The organism is Pseudarthrobacter sp. B907, assembly GCF_040137805.1.
In the GTDB taxonomy this organism is placed as follows: Bacteria; Actinomycetota; Actinomycetes; order Actinomycetales; family Micrococcaceae; genus Arthrobacter.
Window position 1 is genome coordinate 1 of sequence record NZ_JBEEQE010000004.1, and the last position, 18,259, is coordinate 18,259.

Annotated in this window: 15 protein-coding genes and 1 tRNA gene; 3 read left to right on the forward strand and 13 right to left on the reverse strand. The window is 66.7% G+C overall.

Going from position 1 to position 18,259, the window contains the following annotated elements:
- Positions 1-37 precede the first annotated feature (37 nt).
- Positions 38-3,553 carry a DNA-directed RNA polymerase subunit beta gene (gene rpoB, locus ABLI39_RS04390; RefSeq protein WP_349412215.1) on the reverse strand — a complete coding sequence of 1,172 codons (3,516 nt, stop codon included), beginning with the start codon at positions 3,551-3,553 and terminating at the stop codon, positions 38-40.
- Positions 3,554-3,922: 369 nt separating this feature from the next.
- On the opposite strand from rpoB, the gene ABLI39_RS04395 reads away from it, so the two are divergent.
- Positions 3,923-5,122, forward strand: a complete 1,200-nt coding sequence (locus ABLI39_RS04395) for an acetyl-CoA C-acetyltransferase (RefSeq protein WP_349412216.1) — start codon at positions 3,923-3,925, stop codon at positions 5,120-5,122.
- Complete coding sequence (locus tag ABLI39_RS04400) at positions 5,122-5,649, forward strand: aminoacyl-tRNA deacylase (RefSeq protein ID WP_349412217.1); 528 nt, start codon at positions 5,122-5,124, stop codon at positions 5,647-5,649. Before ABLI39_RS04395 ends, ABLI39_RS04400 begins: the two co-directional genes overlap by 1 nt.
- A 109-nt stretch (positions 5,650-5,758) precedes the next feature.
- Here ABLI39_RS04400 and ABLI39_RS04405 read toward each other — a convergent pair whose 3' ends face one another.
- The 10 genes from ABLI39_RS04405 to ABLI39_RS04450 all read right to left on the reverse strand — a co-directional run bounded on the left by ABLI39_RS04405 (position 5,759) and on the right by ABLI39_RS04450 (position 14,396).
- Complete coding sequence (locus ABLI39_RS04405) at positions 5,759-7,591, reverse strand: 5'-nucleotidase C-terminal domain-containing protein (RefSeq protein ID WP_349412218.1); 1,833 nt, start codon at positions 7,589-7,591, stop codon at positions 5,759-5,761.
- 204 nt (positions 7,592-7,795) lie between these two features.
- Positions 7,796-8,173: a 50S ribosomal protein L7/L12 gene (gene rplL, locus ABLI39_RS04410; protein WP_066436823.1), complete on the reverse strand. Its 378-nt coding sequence runs from the start codon at positions 8,171-8,173 to the stop codon at positions 7,796-7,798.
- An 80-nt stretch (positions 8,174-8,253) separates the two neighbouring features.
- A complete protein-coding gene (gene rplJ / locus ABLI39_RS04415) occupies positions 8,254-8,844 on the reverse strand; it encodes a 50S ribosomal protein L10 (RefSeq protein ID WP_138768559.1) in 591 nt (196 codons plus the stop codon).
- 293 nt (positions 8,845-9,137) lie between these two features.
- A complete protein-coding gene (locus ABLI39_RS04420; RefSeq protein WP_349412219.1) occupies positions 9,138-10,247 on the reverse strand; it encodes a GNAT family N-acetyltransferase in 1,110 nt (369 codons plus the stop codon).
- 140 nt (positions 10,248-10,387) lie between these two features.
- Positions 10,388-11,500, reverse strand: a complete 1,113-nt coding sequence (locus ABLI39_RS04425; RefSeq protein WP_349412220.1) for a GNAT family N-acetyltransferase — start codon at positions 11,498-11,500, stop codon at positions 10,388-10,390.
- Positions 11,501-11,593: 93 nt separating this feature from the next.
- Positions 11,594-12,301: a 50S ribosomal protein L1 gene (gene rplA, locus ABLI39_RS04430; protein ID WP_146336856.1), complete on the reverse strand. Its 708-nt coding sequence runs from the start codon at positions 12,299-12,301 to the stop codon at positions 11,594-11,596.
- A gap of 177 nt (positions 12,302-12,478) precedes the next feature.
- A complete protein-coding gene (gene rplK / locus ABLI39_RS04435) occupies positions 12,479-12,910 on the reverse strand; it encodes a 50S ribosomal protein L11 (RefSeq protein WP_018773647.1) in 432 nt (143 codons plus the stop codon).
- 130 nt (positions 12,911-13,040) lie between these two features.
- Positions 13,041-13,847, reverse strand: a complete 807-nt coding sequence (nusG, locus tag ABLI39_RS04440; protein ID WP_349412221.1) for a transcription termination/antitermination protein NusG — start codon at positions 13,845-13,847, stop codon at positions 13,041-13,043.
- A gap of 112 nt (positions 13,848-13,959) precedes the next feature.
- Entirely contained in the window at positions 13,960-14,244 is a 285-nt protein-coding gene (gene secE / locus ABLI39_RS04445) for a preprotein translocase subunit SecE (RefSeq protein ID WP_146336854.1), read from the reverse strand.
- Positions 14,245-14,323: 79 nt separating this feature from the next.
- Positions 14,324-14,396 (reverse strand) — tRNA-Trp (locus ABLI39_RS04450).
- A gap of 288 nt (positions 14,397-14,684) precedes the next feature.
- Here ABLI39_RS04450 and ABLI39_RS04455 point away from each other — a divergent pair.
- The gene (locus ABLI39_RS04455; protein ID WP_349412223.1) at positions 14,685-15,902 is read left to right on the forward strand and encodes a pyridoxal phosphate-dependent aminotransferase; all 1,218 of its coding nucleotides are present in this window, start codon (positions 14,685-14,687) and stop codon (positions 15,900-15,902) included.
- Between the two features lie 266 nt (positions 15,903-16,168).
- Here ABLI39_RS04455 and ABLI39_RS04460 read toward each other — a convergent pair whose 3' ends face one another.
- A complete protein-coding gene (locus ABLI39_RS04460) occupies positions 16,169-16,801 on the reverse strand; it encodes a LuxR C-terminal-related transcriptional regulator (protein WP_349412462.1) in 633 nt (210 codons plus the stop codon).
- Between the two features lie 53 nt (positions 16,802-16,854).
- Entirely contained in the window at positions 16,855-18,219 is a 1,365-nt protein-coding gene (locus ABLI39_RS04465) for an ATP-binding protein (protein WP_349412224.1), read from the reverse strand.
- Positions 18,220-18,259: the final 40 nt, after the last annotated feature.

Below are 18,259 nucleotides of genomic sequence, written 5' to 3' on the forward strand. Positions count from 1 at the left end.
GACGGCGGGTGGTGACCCGCCGTCGGACCCCGACCTGCTAGACCTCTTCTACGGAACTGGGCTCTGCACGAGACAGATCGATACCCAGTTCTTCCGCAGCCGTGAAGACTGCGTCATCAGAGTCACGCATTTCAATTGTGGTTCCGTCCGTGGAAAGAACTTCCACGTTCAGGCACAGCGACTGCATTTCCTTGATCAAGACCTTGAAGGACTCAGGAACGCCCGGCTCCGGGATGTTCTCGCCCTTGACGATGGCTTCGTAGACCTTCACACGACCGTGGATATCATCCGACTTGATCGTGAGGAGTTCCTGGAGCGTGTAGGCGGCGCCATAGGCTTCGAGCGCCCACACTTCCATTTCACCGAAGCGCTGGCCACCGAACTGTGCCTTACCACCCAGCGGCTGCTGCGTGATCATGGAGTACGGACCGGTGGAGCGCGCGTGGATCTTGTCGTCCACCAGGTGGTGGAGCTTCAGGATGTACATGTAGCCGACCGAGATCGGATCCGGGAACGGCTCGCCGGAGCGGCCGTCGAACAGGCGGGTCTTGCCCGAGGAGTTGATCAGGCGGTCGCCGTCGCGGGTGACGTTGGTGGAGTCGAGCAGGCCCGTGATTTCTTCTTCACGCGCACCGTCGAAGACCGGCGTGGCGACAGTGGTCTGGCCACTCTCGCGCGGCAGGTTCGGCAGCTGCTTGACCCACTCGGGCTCGCCCTCGATCTTCCAGCCGGTCTTGGCAACCCAGCCGAGGTGCGTTTCGAGCACCTGGCCGACGTTCATACGGCCCGGAACACCCAGCGGGTTCAGGACGATATCAACGGGGGTGCCGTCGGCAAGGAAGGGCATGTCCTCCACGGGGAGGATCTTGGAGATAACACCCTTGTTGCCGTGACGGCCGGCGAGCTTGTCGCCGTCAGTGATCTTGCGCTTGGCGGCGACGTAGACGCGGACCAGCTGGTTGACGCCCGGGGGCAGCTCGTCGTCGTTGTCGCGGTCGAAGACGCGGACACCGATCACGGTGCCGGACTCGCCGTGCGGCACCTTCAGGGAGGTGTCGCGCACTTCGCGGGACTTCTCACCGAAGATGGCGCGCAGCAGGCGCTCTTCCGGGGTCAGCTCGGTCTCGCCCTTGGGGGTGACCTTGCCGACCAGGATGTCGCCGGCTTCAACCTCGGCACCGATGTGGATGATGCCGCGCTCGTCCAGGCCTGCCAGGACTTCCTCGGACACGTTCGGGATGTCACGGGTGATTTCCTCGGCACCAAGCTTGGTGTCGCGGGCATCGATCTCGTGCTCCTCGATGTGGATCGAGGACAGGACGTCCTCGGCCACGATCCGCTGGGACAGGATGATCGCATCCTCGAAGTTGTGGCCTTCCCATGACATGAATGCCACGAGCAGGTTCTTACCGAGGGCGAGCTCGCCCTGGTCCGTTGCCGGGCCGTCGGCGATGATGCCGCCGACTTCCAGGCGCTGGCCTTCGTTCACCAGGACGCGGTGGTTGTAGCAGTTGCCCTGGTTGGAGCGGGCGAACTTGTTGATGCGGTAGTTGGTTTCCGTGCCGTCGTCGTTGAGCATGATGACGAGTTCGGCGGAAACCTCGGTGACCACACCGGCCTTCTTCGCGATGACAACGTCACCGGCGTCGACGGCGGCGGCGCGCTCCATGCCGGTGCCGACGAACGGCGCCTCGGAGCGGACCAGCGGCACAGCCTGGCGCTGCATGTTGGCACCCATGAGTGCACGGTTGGCATCGTCATGTTCGAGGAACGGGATCAGGGCGGTCGCCACGGACACCATCTGGCGCGGGGAGACGTCCATGAACTCGACGTCGGCGGCGGGAACCAGCACGGGCTCGCCTCCACCACCGCGGGCACGGACCAGGACGGTCTCTTCGGCGAAACGCTTGTTCTCGTCGAGCGGGGCGTTGGCCTGTGCGATCAGGACCTCGGCCTCGTCGTCGGCGGTGAGGTACTGGACCTCATCGGAAACGACGCCCTCGGAAACGAGGCGGTACGGGGTCTCGATGAAACCGAACGGGTTGATGCGGCCGTAGGATGCCAGCGAACCGATCAGGCCGATGTTCGGGCCTTCAGGGGTTTCGATCGGGCACATACGTCCGTAGTGGGACGGGTGGACGTCTCGGACTTCCATGCCGGCACGGTCACGGGACAGACCACCCGGGCCAAGCGCGGACAGGCGGCGCTTGTGGGTCAGACCCGAGAGCGGGTTGTTCTGGTCCATGAACTGCGACAGCTGGGACGTTCCGAAGAACTCCTTGATGGCTGCCACGACGGGGCGGATGTTGATCAGGGTCTGCGGCGTGATGGCCTCGACGTCCTGGGTCGTCATACGCTCGCGGACAACGCGCTCCATACGGGACAGGCCGGTGCGGACCTGGTTCTCGATGAGCTCGCCGACGGCGCGGATGCGGCGGTTGCCGAAGTGGTCGATGTCGTCGATCTCGACGCGCAGCTCGTGGTCCTGGCCGTCGCGCTTGCCCGTGAGGGTCTTCTCACCGGCGTGCAGGGCTACCAGGAACTTGATCATGGCAACGATGTCTTCAACGTGCAGCACGGATGCTTCCTTGTCGCCAAGGGAGCGGTCGATGCCAAGCTTGCGGTTGATCTTGTAGCGGCCGACCTTGGCCAGATCGTAGCGCTTGGAGTTGAAGTACAGGTTGTCCAGCAGGGACTGGGCAGCCTCGACGGTGGGCGGCTCGCCCGGTCGCAGCTTCCGGTAGATGTCCAGCAAAGCGTCTTCGCGGGTTTCGGTGGCGTCCTTCTCCAGCGTCGCGCGCATGGAGTCGTACTGGCCGAATTCCTCGAGAATCTGGCCTTCGGTCCAGCCGAGGGCCTTCAGCAGCACGGTGACGGACTGCTTGCGCTTGCGGTCGAGGCGAACGCCGACCTGGTCGCGCTTGTCGATTTCGAGTTCGAACCAGGCGCCGCGGGACGGGATGATCTTCGCGGTGAAGATGTCCTTGTCGCTCGTCTTGTCCGCGGTGCGCTCGAAGTAGGCGCCCGGGGAACGGACCAGCTGGGACACGACGACACGCTCGGTGCCGTTGACGACGAAGGTGCCCTTCTCGGTCATCAGCGGGAAGTCACCCATGAACACGGTCTGCTGCTTGATTTCGCCCGTGTTGTTGTTCATGAATTCGGCCTTGACGTACAGCGGAGCGGAGTACGTAGCGTCCCGGTCCTTGCACTCGGCCATGGTGTACTTCGGGTCAGCGAACTCCGGCTCGGAGAAGCTCAGGGACATGGTGCCCTGGAAGTCCTCGATCGGGGAGATCTCTTCGAAGATGTCAGACAGGCCCGACGTGGTGGCGACACTGAGGTCGCCTTCCTCGACGGCCTTCGCGACGCGTGCCTGCCAGCGTTCGTTTCCGACCAGCCAGTCGAAGCTGTCCGTTTGCAGGGCAAGCAGATTCGGAACGTCAAGCGGTTCGTGAATCTTTGCGAAGGAGAGCCGGCGGGTTGCACCGTCGGTGCTGTCGGCATTGATAGCGGTAGCGTTGTTTACATTAGAGGTGCTCGAGGCGACCAAGAGGGATCCTTCCACAGACCTTCAGGCGTTTTCAGATCTCCCCCGTTATGCACCCTGCGGAGTGACTCCGCAGTGCTACCAGTCCGGTTCCGCTATATGACCCGGGACCCGCGCTGACCATGCTGGTGCACGTTGTAGACGGCACATTGATGGAGCAGCGCTCAGGCTAAGCCCACCGCTATATGAAGGCTGAAGGTAAACAGGGAAGACGCAAATATCTACGATACGGCAAAGCAACCTACTTGTCTACCCCACTTGCGGCGTGATTGCAAGCACGGCCGTCGCCGCCCGGGCGGTCCGGCTGAATGGCTCCGTGATGGGGCTCACGATAACCTTGGAGTACATCGTTAGAGATCGGAAGAGATAACCATGAGCAACTCCGCGGACAACAATGATGTTGTCATCCTCGCCGCCGCCCGCACCCCGCAGGGCCGGCTCAACGGGCAGCTGGCCAGCTTCACCGCCGTCGAACTCGGCGCCCACGCGATCCGGGCGGCACTGGCCGCCAGCGGAGTGAAGCCGGACCAGGTCGACTCGGTCATCATGGGCCAGGTGCTGCAGGCCGGGGCCGGCCAGAACCCGGCCCGGCAGAGCGCCATCGGCGCCGGCATCGGCTGGAACGTTCCGACGGTCACGATCAACAAGGTCTGCCTCTCCGGCCTGACCGCCGTGATCGACGCGGCCCGGATGATCCGCAGCGGCGACGCCACCGTCGTGGTCGCCGGCGGCCAGGAATCCATGAGCCGGGCCCCGCACCTGCTCCCCGGCTCCCGGCAGGGCTGGACCTACGGCTCGGTCCAGGCGCTCGACGCCGCCGCCCACGACGGCCTCACCGACGCCTTCGACGGACAGTCCATGGGCCTGTCCACCGAGAGCAAGAACGTCACGCTCGGCATTGACCGGACCTCCCAGGACGAGGTCGCGGCGGCCTCGCACCAGCGCGCCGCCCGCGCCGCCAAGGACGGGGTGTTCGACGGCGAAATCGCGCCGATCAGCGTCAAGCAGCGCAAGGGCGACCCGGTCCAGGTCGGCACCGACGAGGGCGTCCGCCCGGACACCTCCGTCGCCTCCCTGGCCGGGCTGCGCGCGGCCTTCGCCACGGACGGCACCATCACCGCCGGCAACTCCTCCCCCCTCTCCGACGGCGCCGCTGCCCTGGTCCTCACGTCCCGGAAGTTCGCCGAGGAGCACGGCCTGGAGTACCTGGCCGTGGTCGGCAAGCCCGGACAGGTCGCCGGACCGGACAACTCGCTGCACTCCCAGCCCTCCAATGCGATCAAGAACGCGCTGGAGAAGGCCGGCTGGTCCGCCGCGGACCTGGACTTCATTGAGATCAACGAGGCCTTCGGCTCCGTGGCCGTGCAGTCCCTCAAGGACCTGGACTACCCGCTGGAGCAGTGCAACATCCACGGCGGCGCGATCGCACTGGGCCACCCGATCGGCGCCTCCGGGGCACGGCTTGCCCTGCACGCGGCCCACGAGCTGAAGCGGCGCGGTGCCGGCAAGGCCGCCGTGTCGCTCTGCGGCGGCGGCGGCCAGGGCGAGGCCCTGCTGCTGTACCGCGACTGATGACCGACCCGACGGCGGCCGGGCTTGCATCCGGCCAGGAGCGCGGCGGCAGTGCCGGCAGGAAGCGGTTCCTCGCCGACGCCGCCGCCCGCGGCCTTGAGGTGGAACTGGTGGAGCGGCTCGCCGCGCACAGCCTGGAAGAAGCCGCCGCGATCCTCGGCATCAGGCCCGGGGACATTGTGAAATCCCTGGTGGTCAAGCACAAGGACGGCAGCTTCCTGTTCGCCCTGGTCCCGGGCGACCGGCAGATCAGCTGGCCCAAGCTCCGCCAGCTGGTCGGCGTCAACAAGCTCTCGCTGCCCGCCGCCGACGTCGCCCTGGCGGCAACCGGCTACGAGCGCGGCACCATCACCCCACTCGGCAGCACCACCGCGTGGCCGGTGTACGCCGACAGCACCATCACCGGCCGGCGGATCTCGATGGGCGCCGGGGAACACGGCTACAGCGCCTTCGTCGACGCCGACGCGCTCACCGCGGCCCTCGGCGCCGTCGTCGCGGACATCACCGACCCGGGGCCGTACGCCTAAGACATCCGGGTTAAAAGCAACGCGGGGTCACTTCAGGCCCATCCGAGGCCAAAGGATGGGCGCGAAGTGACCCCGCGTTGCTGTTTTCGGCGGAAGGGCCGGCCAGGCGTCAGGCGGTGACCGTCAGGGGTGCACCGTTGACCGTGAGCCGCCAGTTGTTCTGGCTGAACACGGCGGCATCGAGGGTGCCGTGCGCCACGACGTAGTCGATGATCCGCTGGCGGATCTCCTGCTGGCTGTTCGAGAGCACCGGTGCCGTCTTCACACCCGGGAAGTTGCCTCCGCCGCTCTGGCGGTAGTTGTTGATCGCCATCGCGAACTCCTTGTCCGCCGGCACGGGCGAACCGCCGTAGCTCAGGTTCATGATCCGGTCCCCCACCGGCCGGGCCAGGTCGATCTCGTAGTTCAGCGGCGCGTCCAGGCCGTAGACGACGTCGTAGTTGTAGTCCGGCGTGCCGTTCGGCGCCAGGGTGGTGGCGGCGTTCGTGACGTCCTGCGCCCGGGCCGAGGTGGTGGCCACCGGCTTGAAGTACTGCGCCGACCACTCGAGGTAGGCCTTGACCTGGGCGCCGGTGACCTTGATGGACAGCAGTGTGTTGTCGAAGATGTACAGCCCGGCCACGTCGCGGATGGTCAGCGGGCCGGCCTTGACGTCCACCGAGCGCGAGAACGCCGCCGCGATGGAGAGCACCGGGAGCCCGGCGGCGGGGCCGTTGGCCAGTTCCGCCTTGATGGTGCTGGCCTGCACGTAGTTGATCGCGTCGATCGCGGCCGAGTCTCCCCAGCAGGCAGTCTCCGTGGTCAGCGGCCCGGTGGAGGTGCCGATCACCTGATTCACGTACTTCACCGTCGCCTCGTGGCCGGCCTGCACGGCGCTGACGACGGCGGGGTCCGGATCGGCGGTGTTGGCGTTCAGGAGGTGCGAGTGCGCCGAGGTGACGGCCCACCCGTCCTCGCCCTTGGTCAGCTGCAGGTCGATGACGGCGACGCGCATGCCCCACTTCAGCGGTTCGGTCAGGAGCACCTGCCGGCCGGTTTCCTTGTTGGCGACAAACCGCTCCGGGATCTCCAGGTGTGCGTGTCCGACCAGGATCGCGTCGATCCCCGGGACTTCCTCGGCGAGCTGGGTGGAGGCGTTTTCGGCGAACGGCAGCGCGTCACCGTAGGAGGAGCCCGGCGTCGCGCCCGAGTGGCTGGAGACGATGATGACGTCGGCTCCGGCAGCCTTCATCTGCGGGATGACCGTCTTGGCCTCCTCAACAATGCCGTTGAAGTCGAGCTTGCCCTGGACGTTGTCGCGGTCCCAGAGGGCGCAGCCGGGGGTCACGAAACCGACGAGACCGACGGTCAGCCAGCCGTTCTCGGTCCTGACCCGCTTCAGGACGTACGGGGTGAAGGCGCGCTGGCCGGTGACGGCATCGTGCACATTGGCGCCGAGCAGCGGGAAGTCAAGCTGCTTCTCCCAGGTCCGCAGCATCGGGATACCGTAGTTGAATTCGTGGTTGCCGAGCCCGACGGCGTCGTAGCCGACGGCGTTCATGGCCAGCGCCATGGGGTGCTTGACGGTGTCGGAGATCGGGTTCACCTTGGCGAAATAGTAGGCCAGCGGCGTGCCCTGGATGGTGTCGCCGGAGTCAATGGTGAGCGTGTTGGCCGCGCCGCGCTCGGCCCGGACGGCCTTGATCAGGCTGGACGCCTGCGCGATGCCGATCTTGTTTCCGGCTTTGTCCGAGTAGGGGACGTCCTTGAAGTAGTCCCAGTTGAAGACATTGTTGTGCAGGTCCGTCGTGCCGAGCACGGTCAGGCTGAACTGCTTCTTCGCGTTGCCGGGTGCAGCCTGTGCGGCGGGGGCGCCGGAGAGCGCTGCGGCGGCGGCGCTGCCGCCGACGAAGGCCGCGGCGAGCATGGCGCGGCGGGAGAACGACGGGTTCGGATCGGTCATTGTGTGAGCTCCTGAAGGGTTGGCGGCCGGTCGGCACAATGCCAAAGTCTAGAGGTCCCGCCCCGTCCTGAAAAGGAGAGCCGGCAATCGTTTACCGAAGGTTCACATGGCTGCGACGGCCCCGGAACGCAGGAAACCCCGCCCACCGGAGTGGACGGGGTTTCCCGGAGCTGGAAGGCCGGAAGCCTCCCGGAGCTGCGAGTGTTACTTGAGGGTAACGGTGGCGCCGGCAGCCTCGAGCTGCTCCTTGGCCTTCTCGGCAGCTTCCTTGGTGGCGCCTTCGAGGACGGCCTTCGGTGCGCTGTCAACCAGGTCCTTGGCTTCCTTGAGGCCGAGGGAGGTGATGGCGCGAACTTCCTTGATCACTGCGATCTTCTTGTCGCCAGCGGCTTCGAGGACGACGTCGAAGTCAGTCTTCTCTTCGGCCTCTTCAGCAGCTCCGCCACCGGCGGGGCCGGCAACGGCAACAGCAGCTGCGGTAACTTCGAAGGTCTCTTCGAAGAGCTTGACGAACTCGGAGAGCTCGATGATGGTCAGTTCCTTGAAAGCTTCAATGAGCTCTTCGTTGCTGAGCTTCGCCATGGTGTGGCGTCCTTCCTATAGGTGGTGCTTGGCGGCCGGAGCCGTTGCCCTCGCACCGGAGTCTGGTTTGAAAGAGAGAGTTAGTTCTCTTCGGTGGCTGCGGCTTCGGCCGGAGCTTCGGTCTCTGCTGCTTCTGCGGCCGGGGCTTCTTCAGCGGCGGGCGCTTCGGCAGCTGCCGGTGCACCGTTCTCTTCTTCAAGCTTGAGGCGCAGGGCGTCGATGATGCGTGCAGCAGCGGCAGCAGGAGCCTTGAGGATGCCTGCAACCTTGGCGAGCTGCAGCTCGCGGGACTCGAGTGCTGCCAGGGCAGCAACTTCGCTGGCGTTCAGTGCCTTGCCCTCGAAGTAACCGGTCTTGATAACCAGCTGCTTGTTGGCCTTGGCAAAATCCGTCAGGCTCTTGGCAGCTGCAACTGCGTCACCCTTGATGAACGCGATTGCAGTGGGGCCGGCAAGCTGGCCGTCGAATGCTTCGACACCGGCTTCCTTGGCTGCAATGGCGGTCAGGGTGTTCTTGACGACCGCGAACTTGGTGTCCTGGCCGAGAGAAACACGCAGCTGCTTGAGCTGTGCAACGGTGAGCCCACGGTATTCGGTCAGGACAGCGGCGTTCGATTCCTTGAAATCGTTAGTGATCTCAGCTACTGCTGAAACCTTGGTAGGCGTTGCCATAACCCTCCTTCCGGGGATAGTGCCGGTGTGTCCGGGTCCCCGCTCGGATGAGCTAAAAACTAAAAACGCCCCGCGCAGATGCACGGGGCTTGGCTCAACGCGGACGTGCCGCGGAGCTTTGCTTCGTTCACCTGCGCCGGCCGCCCTATGTTCAGGGTCCTTCGTCCGGAGATCCACTGGCTCTCCCGGCGCGGCTGCAGAAGTGAGCCTTGCTTGGGAGAGTGGATTTCCAACAACCGACGGTCTTTGGTCCTCCCAGCTTACGGGAAGAGGCCCGCGCGCTCCAAATCGGCTCAGCTGATGCTGGGGCCAAGGTCCGGCAGCTCCTTTTGCCAGATGCCCGTCACCCCGGCGGTGGTGAAGCCGAGCTGCTTGTTCACGGTAAGCAGGTAGCGGTTTTCCGGGGCGTTCCAGGTGTAGAGCACCCGCGCGTCCGGGAACTGTTCGGTGAGCCTTTCCATGTTGGCCACCTTGATCAGCAGCCCCAGCTTGTTGCCGCGGTGCTCGCCCAGGACAACGGTGTCGTCCTGGAAAACGACGTCGGGGCGCAGCGCCAGGACACTGATGGTGGTCAGCCCCACCAGGGCCCCGCTGGCGATATGTTCGACGGCGGTGACCACCGTCCGGCGGCCTTGCGCGATGGCGACGTCTTCCGCCTCGCGGAGGATACCGCCGTCGAACACCAGATCCGCGTCGTCGGCGCCGGGGATTCCGTCCTCGCCGGCCCGGTTTTCCAGTGCCGCGACGGCCTCGAGCCACTGCTCGGGGCAGCGGTCCGTCCAATGGTGCAGCCGGTACCGCCCGGCGTTGGCTTCCTCCGCCTCGGCCTGCAGGTCGGCGACGAGCTTGCTGTCCAGCGGCAGGGCGCAGGAGCTGAACTGTTCGATGTGCTGGAGGGTGTAGCCGGTGTGCTGCGCGAACTCCACCTCCCGACTGTTCAGCGGAACGAAGCCGAGGCCGGAGCCGGGGATCAGCTGCCCGGCCCTGCTGTCCGCCAGCGTCGCGCCGGGATGGTTCGTGTCGATCAGGATGGTGCGCCGGCCCTCGTCCCGGGCGAAGCGCTCCGCCGCCTCCAGCAGCCGCCGGCCGACGCCGCGGCCCTGGAACTCCGGCAGGATGTCGAGGGTGAATTCGGCGAGGTCCAGGTGGTCCGAGAGTGGCAGCGCAATGTCCACGGTCCCGACGATTACGCCGTCGACCCGGGCCACCAGGATCACCTGCCGCTCATACGGGTCCGACATTTCCAGCAGCTTCTCGAGCGGGGCGTAGGCGAGGTCATCGCTCCCCCACGTCTGCATCCGGACCTTGCGCCCCACTTCGACGGCGGCAAGGAAGTCTGCCGCATCCGGTCCGTCCAGCGAATCCGGAACCCAGAGCTGCTCGACCTGTACCTCGTTTGCCATAGCGGGCATCTTCCCAGCCATTCTGCCGCCCAGTGCCCCGCTTGCGCCGGGCTTTCAAGCGTCAGCATATGCCCGTTCGGGCCCGCATTCCATGGCCCGGCAGGGTCAGTTTTCCGCCGTCCCCGGCCACCAGGCGGAGCCTAGTCGGCAGCGGCGGAACCTCCCGCGTTGACGGTCTTCTGCCACTCCCCGTCCCAGCCGGCCGGCCGGAATCCGAGCGCGACGTTGATGGCCAGCATGTGGTCGTTTTCGGCAGCGTTGAACGTGGTGACACGCCGGACGTCCGGGTAGTCCGCGAGGCGCCGGAGGTTGGCGATCTTGACGAGCATCCCCAAGCGGTGACCGCGGTGGGGTGCGACCACGAGGGTGTCATCCTGCTCCGCCAGCCAGGGTTTGCCGGGCGCCAGTTCAAGCACCGAGTAGGCAGCCAGCTCGCCGCTGTCCAGGTGCCGCGCCGCCGTCACGAGCGAGGTGTTGCCGGCCCGCTTCCAGGTGTCCTCGACATGGCGGACGCGGGCGGTGTCCCAGATTTCCTCTTCATAGCTGAGGCCCCCGGTCGGCGCATCGGTGCTCATCCGCGACATCAGGACCGCGAGTTGCGCCACGTGCTCGTCCGGGCAGTGGTCCGTCCAGCTCAGCAGTTCGTAGCCTGCTGCCTTGGCCCGCGCATCCCGCTCCAAACGGTCCAGTCCCGGGGCTGAGCCGGCGACGTCCAGGCTGCTGTACCGCTCGACCTGTTCCAGCCGGTAGCCCGCCGCCGTGGCGAAGCGGACACCGCGCGCCGTCGCCGGCAGCGCACCGGTGCCGGTCAGCGGTGCGAGCACGCCCGGGCCGTCGGCGTCGAAGTCCGCCGGGTGCTCCGAGTAGCTCTTCAGGACGGTGCGGCCCTCGGCGGCTGCCAGCGCTTCAGCGTGTTCGAGCAGCCCACGGCCGATTCCGCGGCCGGCGCAGGCCTTCAGCACGGCGACCTGCAGGAGTGCGCTGCCCAGGTTCTCCTGCAGCCCGAAGCGGACCCAGGACTTCGCCACCATCCGCCCGTCGAGGCGCACGAAGAAGATCCGCGTCCGGGTGTAGACGTTGTCCTGCCAAAAACGCAGCCGCGCCCGGTCCGCCGTCGCGCGGTCCATGCTGCCCCATATCTCTTGGGTGATGGCGTCGCAGAGCCGGCCGAACTCGAGGAACTCGGCGGCGTCGGGCGCGTCAAGGGACTCGGGCAGGGAAAGGGGCTCGATGCGGTACGTCGCGGCAGTCACCGGCACAGCCTAGCCGCCGCCCGGAACGCAGAAAAGACCGCCCCGCTGACGCGGGACGGTCTTTTCGCTGCCTGTTCAGGCTAAGCCGGAGGCTTAGGCCTCGGTCAGGACCTTGGTGACGGCGGGGTCAACCGAGATACCCGGGCCGAACGTCGTGGCGACGGTGGCCTTCTGGATGTAGCGGCCCTTGGAAGCGGACGGCTTGAGGCGGAGAACCTCTTCCAGGGCAGCGGCGTAGTTCTCGGCCAGCTTGACGGCGTCGAAGGAAACCTTGCCGATGATGAAGTGCAGGTTCGAGTGCTTGTCGACGCGGAAGTCGATCTTGCCGCCCTTGATGTCGTTGACGGCCTTGGCGACGTCAGCGGTCACGGTGCCGGTCTTCGGGTTCGGCATCAGGTTGCGCGGGCCGAGGACCTTACCGAGGCGGCCAACCTTGCCCATGAGGTCAGGGGTGGCGACGGCGGCGTCGAAGTCGGTCCAGCCGCCGGCGATCTTCTCGATCAGGTCGTCGGAACCAACGAAGTCGGCGCCGGCCGCGATGGCGGCTTCAGCCTTGTCACCGGTGGCGAAGACCAGGACGCGGGCGACCTTACCGGTGCCGTGCGGCAGGTTGACGGTGCCGCGGACCATCTGGTCGGCCTTGCGGGGGTCGACGCCGAGGCGGAACGCGACCTCAACGGTGGCGTCGAACTTGGACGGGTTGGTGTCCTTGGCGAGGGTCACTGCCTCGAACGGCGCGTAGAACTTCTCCGCGTCGATCTTGGCGGCGGCTGCCTCATATGCTTTGCTGCGCTTTGCCATGCTGCTTATTCTCCTTGTGCAGTTGTGGTCTGCGGACCGCGCTGGGCCCTGCCACAGTCGGGATCCCGGTGGTGTATCCGGTTCCCGCTCTTCTATGTTTAGGTGGTGCCGGTCGCCCGGCGGTGCTGACGGCGTCGTGATCGGTTCCCCGAACCCGGCGCATCAGCGGTGGGGGAATTAACCCTCGACGGTGATACCCATGGAACGGGCGGTGCCGGCGATGATCTTCGCGGCGCCTTCCAGGCTGGTGGCGTTGAGGTCTTCCATCTTGGTGGTGGCGATCTCGTTGACCTGGGCCTGGGTCAGCTTGGCAACCTTGACGGTGTGCGGGGTAGCCGAACCCTTGGCGACGCCTGCAGCCTTCTTGATGAGCTCTGCAGCCGGCGGGGTCTTGGTGATGAACGTGAACGAGCGGTCCTCGTAGACCGTGATTTCAACCGGAATAACGTTGCCGCGCTGGGCTTCCGTCGCAGCGTTGTACGCCTTGCAGAATTCCATGATGTTGACACCGTGCTGGCCAAGCGCAGGACCGATCGGCGGGGCCGGGTTGGCGGCACCTGCCTGGATCTGCAGCTTGATGAGGCCGGTGACCTTCTTCTTGGGAGCCAATGTAGGGTCCTTCTCTCAATTACGTCCTGGGACACAGGAGCGTGCCTCAGGTTGGTGGCCGCCATGGCGAGGCGGCCGGCCGCTCCGGGGCTGCTAAGCGGGCAGTCCGGGGCGAATTCTGTTGGTATTGCTAGATCTTGCTGACCTGGTTGAACGCCAGGGTGACCGGGGTCTCACGCTCGAAGATGGAGACCAGCACCACCAGGGTCTGCGAATCGACCTTGATCTCGGAGATCGTGGCGGGCAGGGTCTCGAAGGGGCCCTCCTTGACGATGACCGACTCGCCGACCTCAAAGTCGACGTCGACGGCGGCGGCAGCGTGCTTGACCGGCTTGCCCTTCTCGGCCTGCTCTTCTTCGAAGACCGGGGCGAGCATGGAGAAGACCTCGTCGAGGCGCAGCGGCACGGGGTTGTGGGCGTTGCCCACGAAGCCGGTGACGCCGGGGGTGTGGCGGACGGCGCCCCAGGAGGCGTCCGTCAGGTCCATGCGGACCAGGACGTAACCGGGGATGCGGACGCGGTTGATGACCTTGCGCTGAGCGTTCTTGATCTCAACGACTTCTTCCATCGGAACCTGGATTTCGAAGATGTAATCTTCCATGTCCAGGGTCTGGATGCGGGTCTCAAGGTTGGCCTTGACGCGGTTTTCGTAGCCGGCGTAGGAGTGGATGACGTACCAGTCACCTTCCTGGCGGCGCAGCTTGGCCTTGAACTCCTCGGCGGGGTCGACGTCGGCAGCGGCTGCGGCCACCGCAAGGGCGTCGCCTTCCTCGACGGAGTCGGTGCCCTCGGCAGCTACGGCCTCGTCGGCAGATTCGCCGGCGGCGTCGGATGCGGGCGCAGCAGACTCAGCCTCGGACTCTTCCGTGGTTTCCACCGCGGCGTCCTGGCTCTTATCCAGCTCAGTCTCGTTTACCTCGAGCTCCTGCTCAGACACTTGGTCTCCTGCTTCCTCATTGCCTAACATGCCTATTTAAATGGCTCAATTCCGCACACCCCGCGGAAGCTCCGGTTTCCCGGAGGTCCACGCAGTCTGCGGACCGGTCGCCTTAGCGGTCCGTGGCGCCTGTTCCGCCGAAGACCCAGCTCACTCCGGTCCCGAAGGCCAGGTCCAGCAGGGTGACGATCACCATCATGATGACCACGAACACCAGCACCACGAGCGTGTAGTTGATCAGTTCCTTGCGGGTGGGTGCAACGACTTTCTTCAGTTCGCCGATGACCTGGCGGACGAAGAGTGCAATCCGAGCGAAGAAGCCTGCCTTGGGGGCATTCTTGGCGGGGCGGCCTTGGGAGCTGCTGGCAGCTGTTTCGGTCACCTGATCCTCACTCATCCTCGCGATGTCGGATACCCGGCTCTGGACTGAACCATGGTTGCTGCGCTGGTTCCGGTAAACCCCGGAACAGCTTGCGCAGGGCAGACAGGACTCGAACCTGCAACCTGCGGTTTTGGAGACCGCTGCGCTACCAATTGCGCCACTACCCTATGGATCGAAAACCGGCCAGACTGCGCTGTTTCCGCAGGCTTCCCTGAGGCGCACGCCATCATCGTGTTTTCAACACCGGAGAACCAGTCTACGCAACAACTGCGTCCACGTCGAACCGGCCCCGTCCGGACCCCTGGCTGCCTGCGGAAATGGCCGACCGTGAGGTCTCATTCCCGCGGTGGGTCACATTCATACCCGGCACCCCGGAGGATCCGCTGAACAGCATAGAGTAGATTTCGTCGAATCCCACATCCAGCCCCGAGCTGAACGCGAAGAACGGACCCGCAATGCCTGCCGCCCGCATTTCCCAGCGCATTTCCGCCATAGCCGAATCCGCCACCCTGGCTGTCGATGCCAAGGCGAAGGCGTTGAAGGCGGCCGGCCGGCCTGTGATCGGCTTCGGCGCCGGCGAACCGGACTTCCCGACCCCCGGCTACATCGTCGAGGCAGCCATCGCAGCCGCAGGGCAGCCGAAATACCACCGCTACTCCCCTGCCGGCGGGCTGCCCGAGCTGAAGCAGGCCATCGCGGACAAGACGTTCCGGGACTCCGGCTACAAGGCCGAGGCCGCCCAGGTGCTGGTCACCAACGGCGGCAAGCAGGCCGTTTACAACACGTTTGCCACCCTGCTGGATCCGGGCGACGAGGTGATCGTCCCGTCGCCGTTCTGGACCACCTACCCGGAGGCGATCCGGCTGGCCGGAGGCGTTCCGGTAGAGGTCTTCGCGGGCCCCGAACAGGGTTACCTGGTCACCGTGGAGCAGCTCGAAGCGGCCCTCACGGACCGCACCAAGATCTTGCTCTTTGTGTCCCCCTCCAACCCCACCGGAGCCGTGTACTCCCCGGAGCAGGTCAGGGAAATCGGCCAGTGGGCCGCAGCGAAGGGCCTGTGGGTGGTCACGGATGAGATCTACGAGCACCTGACCTACGACGGCGTGCCCTTCACCTCGATCGCCACGGCCGTCCCGGAACTCGGCGACAAGGTGGTCATCCTCAACGGCGTCGCCAAGACCTACGCCATGACCGGCTGGCGGGTGGGCTGGATGATCGGCCCGGCGGACGTCATCAAGGCCGCCACGAACCTGCAGTCTCATGCCACGTCCAACGTTTCAAACATCATGCAGGTCGCGGCCCTCGCGGCCGTGTCCGGTCCCCTGACGGCGGTGGACGAGATGAAGGTAGCCTTCGACCGCCGTCGGAAGGCCATCGTGGCCGGGCTCAACGCGATCGAGGGCGTGGACTGCCCCACCCCCAAGGGGGCGTTCTACGTGTACGCGGACGTCCGGGCGCTGCTGGGCAAGGAGTTGCCCTCCGCGAACGGCCCGGTGCGGCCTTCGACGTCGGCCGAACTCGCCGCGCTGATCCTCGATGAGGTGGAGGTCGCCGTCGTTCCCGGCGAGGCCTTCGGCCCCTCCGGCTACCTGCGGCTGTCCTACGCCCTGGGCGACGAGGACCTGGCCACCGGCGTCGGCCGCCTCCAGGACTTCCTCGGCAAGGCGAAGTAACGACCCTCCCTCAGATCCTGCAGCAACAAAACGGACGCTCCCGCAGATCCTGCACGGTTCCCACGAACGCTCCCGCACTCACTGCGGGGGCGTTCGTCGTAAGACCACCGGACCTGCGGGAGCGTCCGTCGAAAGACCACCGGACCTGCGTGCGCGTCCGTCGAAAGACCACCGGACCTGCGTGAGCGTCCGTCGGAAGGCCGCCGGAACTGCGGGAGCGTCGGGGGGCTAGCCGCCGGAACTGCGGGAGCGTCGGGGGGCTGGGGTCAGAGGAGGCGGCGTTCCGCGGCCCAGCGGGTCAGCTCGTGACGGCTGGAGAGCTGGAGCTTTCGCAGCACCGCGGAAACGTGGGTCTCGACCGTCTTGATCGAGATGAAGAGTTCCTTGGCGACTTCCTTGTAGCTGTAGCCGCGGGCGATCAGCCGCATCACTTCGAGTTCGCGGGCGGACAGCCGGTCGAGCTCGTTGTCGGCGATGTCCGCGGGGGCGGTGCCGAAGGCATCCAGGACAAAACCGGCCAGCCGGGGTGAAAAGACGGCGTCGCCGCCGGCCACGCGGCGCACCGCGTCGCTGATCTCGGCCCCCGAGATGGTCTTGGTGACGTAGCCCCGCGCGCCGGCCCGGATCACGGAGACCACATCCTCTGCGGCATCCGACACGCTCAGCGCCAGGAACCGGGTGCTGCCCAGCAGCGCCGCGGAACCGGCCAGCACGTCGCGACCGCCGCCGCCGAGTCCGCCGGGGAGATGGACGTCCAGCAGGACGACGTCGGGCCGTGTTGCGGCAATCACGGCGACGGCTTCCTCCACGGTCCCGGCCTCGCCGACGACGACGACGCCGGGGTCGAGGTCGGCCTTCAGCCCGGACCTGAAGATGGCGTGGTCATCGACGATGACCACGCGCGTGGCGCCGGGCGGGTTCGCTGCCCCGCTGCCTGCCACTGACTGGTTGCTCACTGCGTGGTGTCCTCTCCGTTGGTTGCGGCGGCCCCGTTGGTTCCGGCCGTGCCGTTGGTTCCCGCAGCGGCCGCGAGCGGCAGCCGGAGCCGGACCTCGGTGCCGTCGGGGCTGCTGGCGATGGTTGCGGTGCCGCCGTGGCGCCGCATCCGCCCGATCATGGATTCGCGCACGCCCAGGCGGTCGGCCGGGATGGACCCCGGATCGAACCCCGGGCCCCGGTCCTTGACGAACACCTCGGCGGCGTCGTCGGTGACCTCAAGGTAGACCGAGACGGCGCCGCCGCCGTGGCGGGCCGCGTTCAGCATGGCTTCGCGTGCCGCCTGGACCATGGCCTCCAGGCGTTCGGTGAGGGCGCAGTCGCCCACCGTGACGACGTCGACGGCGTGCCCAAGCGAGTCTTCCACCTCCGCGGCGGCGGCCTGGAGTGCGTCGGAGAGCTGGCCCGCTTCGCGTCCCGGGTCCCGGTAGAGCCAGCCCCGCAGTTCCCGCTCCTGCGCGCGGGCCAGGCGGACGACGTCGTGCTCGCTGCCGGCCCGCCGCTGGATCAGCGCCAGGGTCTGGAGCACCGAATCGTGCAGGTGGGCGGCGATCTCGGCCCGTTCGGTGGCCCGCACCCGGCCGGCGCGCTCGGCCTCCAGATCCCGCCAGAACTTCAGCCCCCAAGGCAGCAGCACCAGTGCCACGCCGCCGAGGACGGCGACGGACGCCAGCAGCGCCAGCCAGGTCTGCTCCCAGGACCCGGAACCGGAGACCATCAGCAGCACGCCGGCCACGACCAGGCCGAGCCCGGCCGCGAGCCTGGCCCAGCCGCCGGCCTGATCGGCCTTGGTCTTGTCCACAATGCCCGCGCGCCGGGTCTCATCGAGCTGCATCCACGCAATCGCGGCGCCGCCCAGGATCGCGGCCACCGGGATCAGGGTGCCCAGCGGGACGTCCAGGCCAAAGAGCCGCGCGATCAGGATGCCGGCCGCCAGCAGCAGCCCGGCGCCGAGCAGGATCTCCTTGCCGTACGGCATGCCCGGGAGCCGGCTCCGCCAGGATCCGGCCGGCACGCCGGCGGGACCGCCCGGCCGAGAGACGGACGGAAGGCCGTCCCCGGCGTGGTCACTCACCGCCGGGGCGATCGGCGACGCCGGCCGCCGCGCGGTGCGCTTGGCGCTCTCGTCCGCGGTGGGCACCATAATCCAGAGCCAGGCATAAAACGCGACGCCGGCCCCGCCCGCGAGCGCCGCCACCACCATGCCGATCCGGACCATCTGCACCGGCCAGCCCAGGTGGTGGGCGAGGCCCGCGCAGACACCGGCAATCATGCGGTCGCTGCTGCGCGCCAGGGGCGGGCGGGAAACGGCTGTTGTCATGCCTCAATCCAAACACGGACCGGGGTTTCCCGGAGCCGTT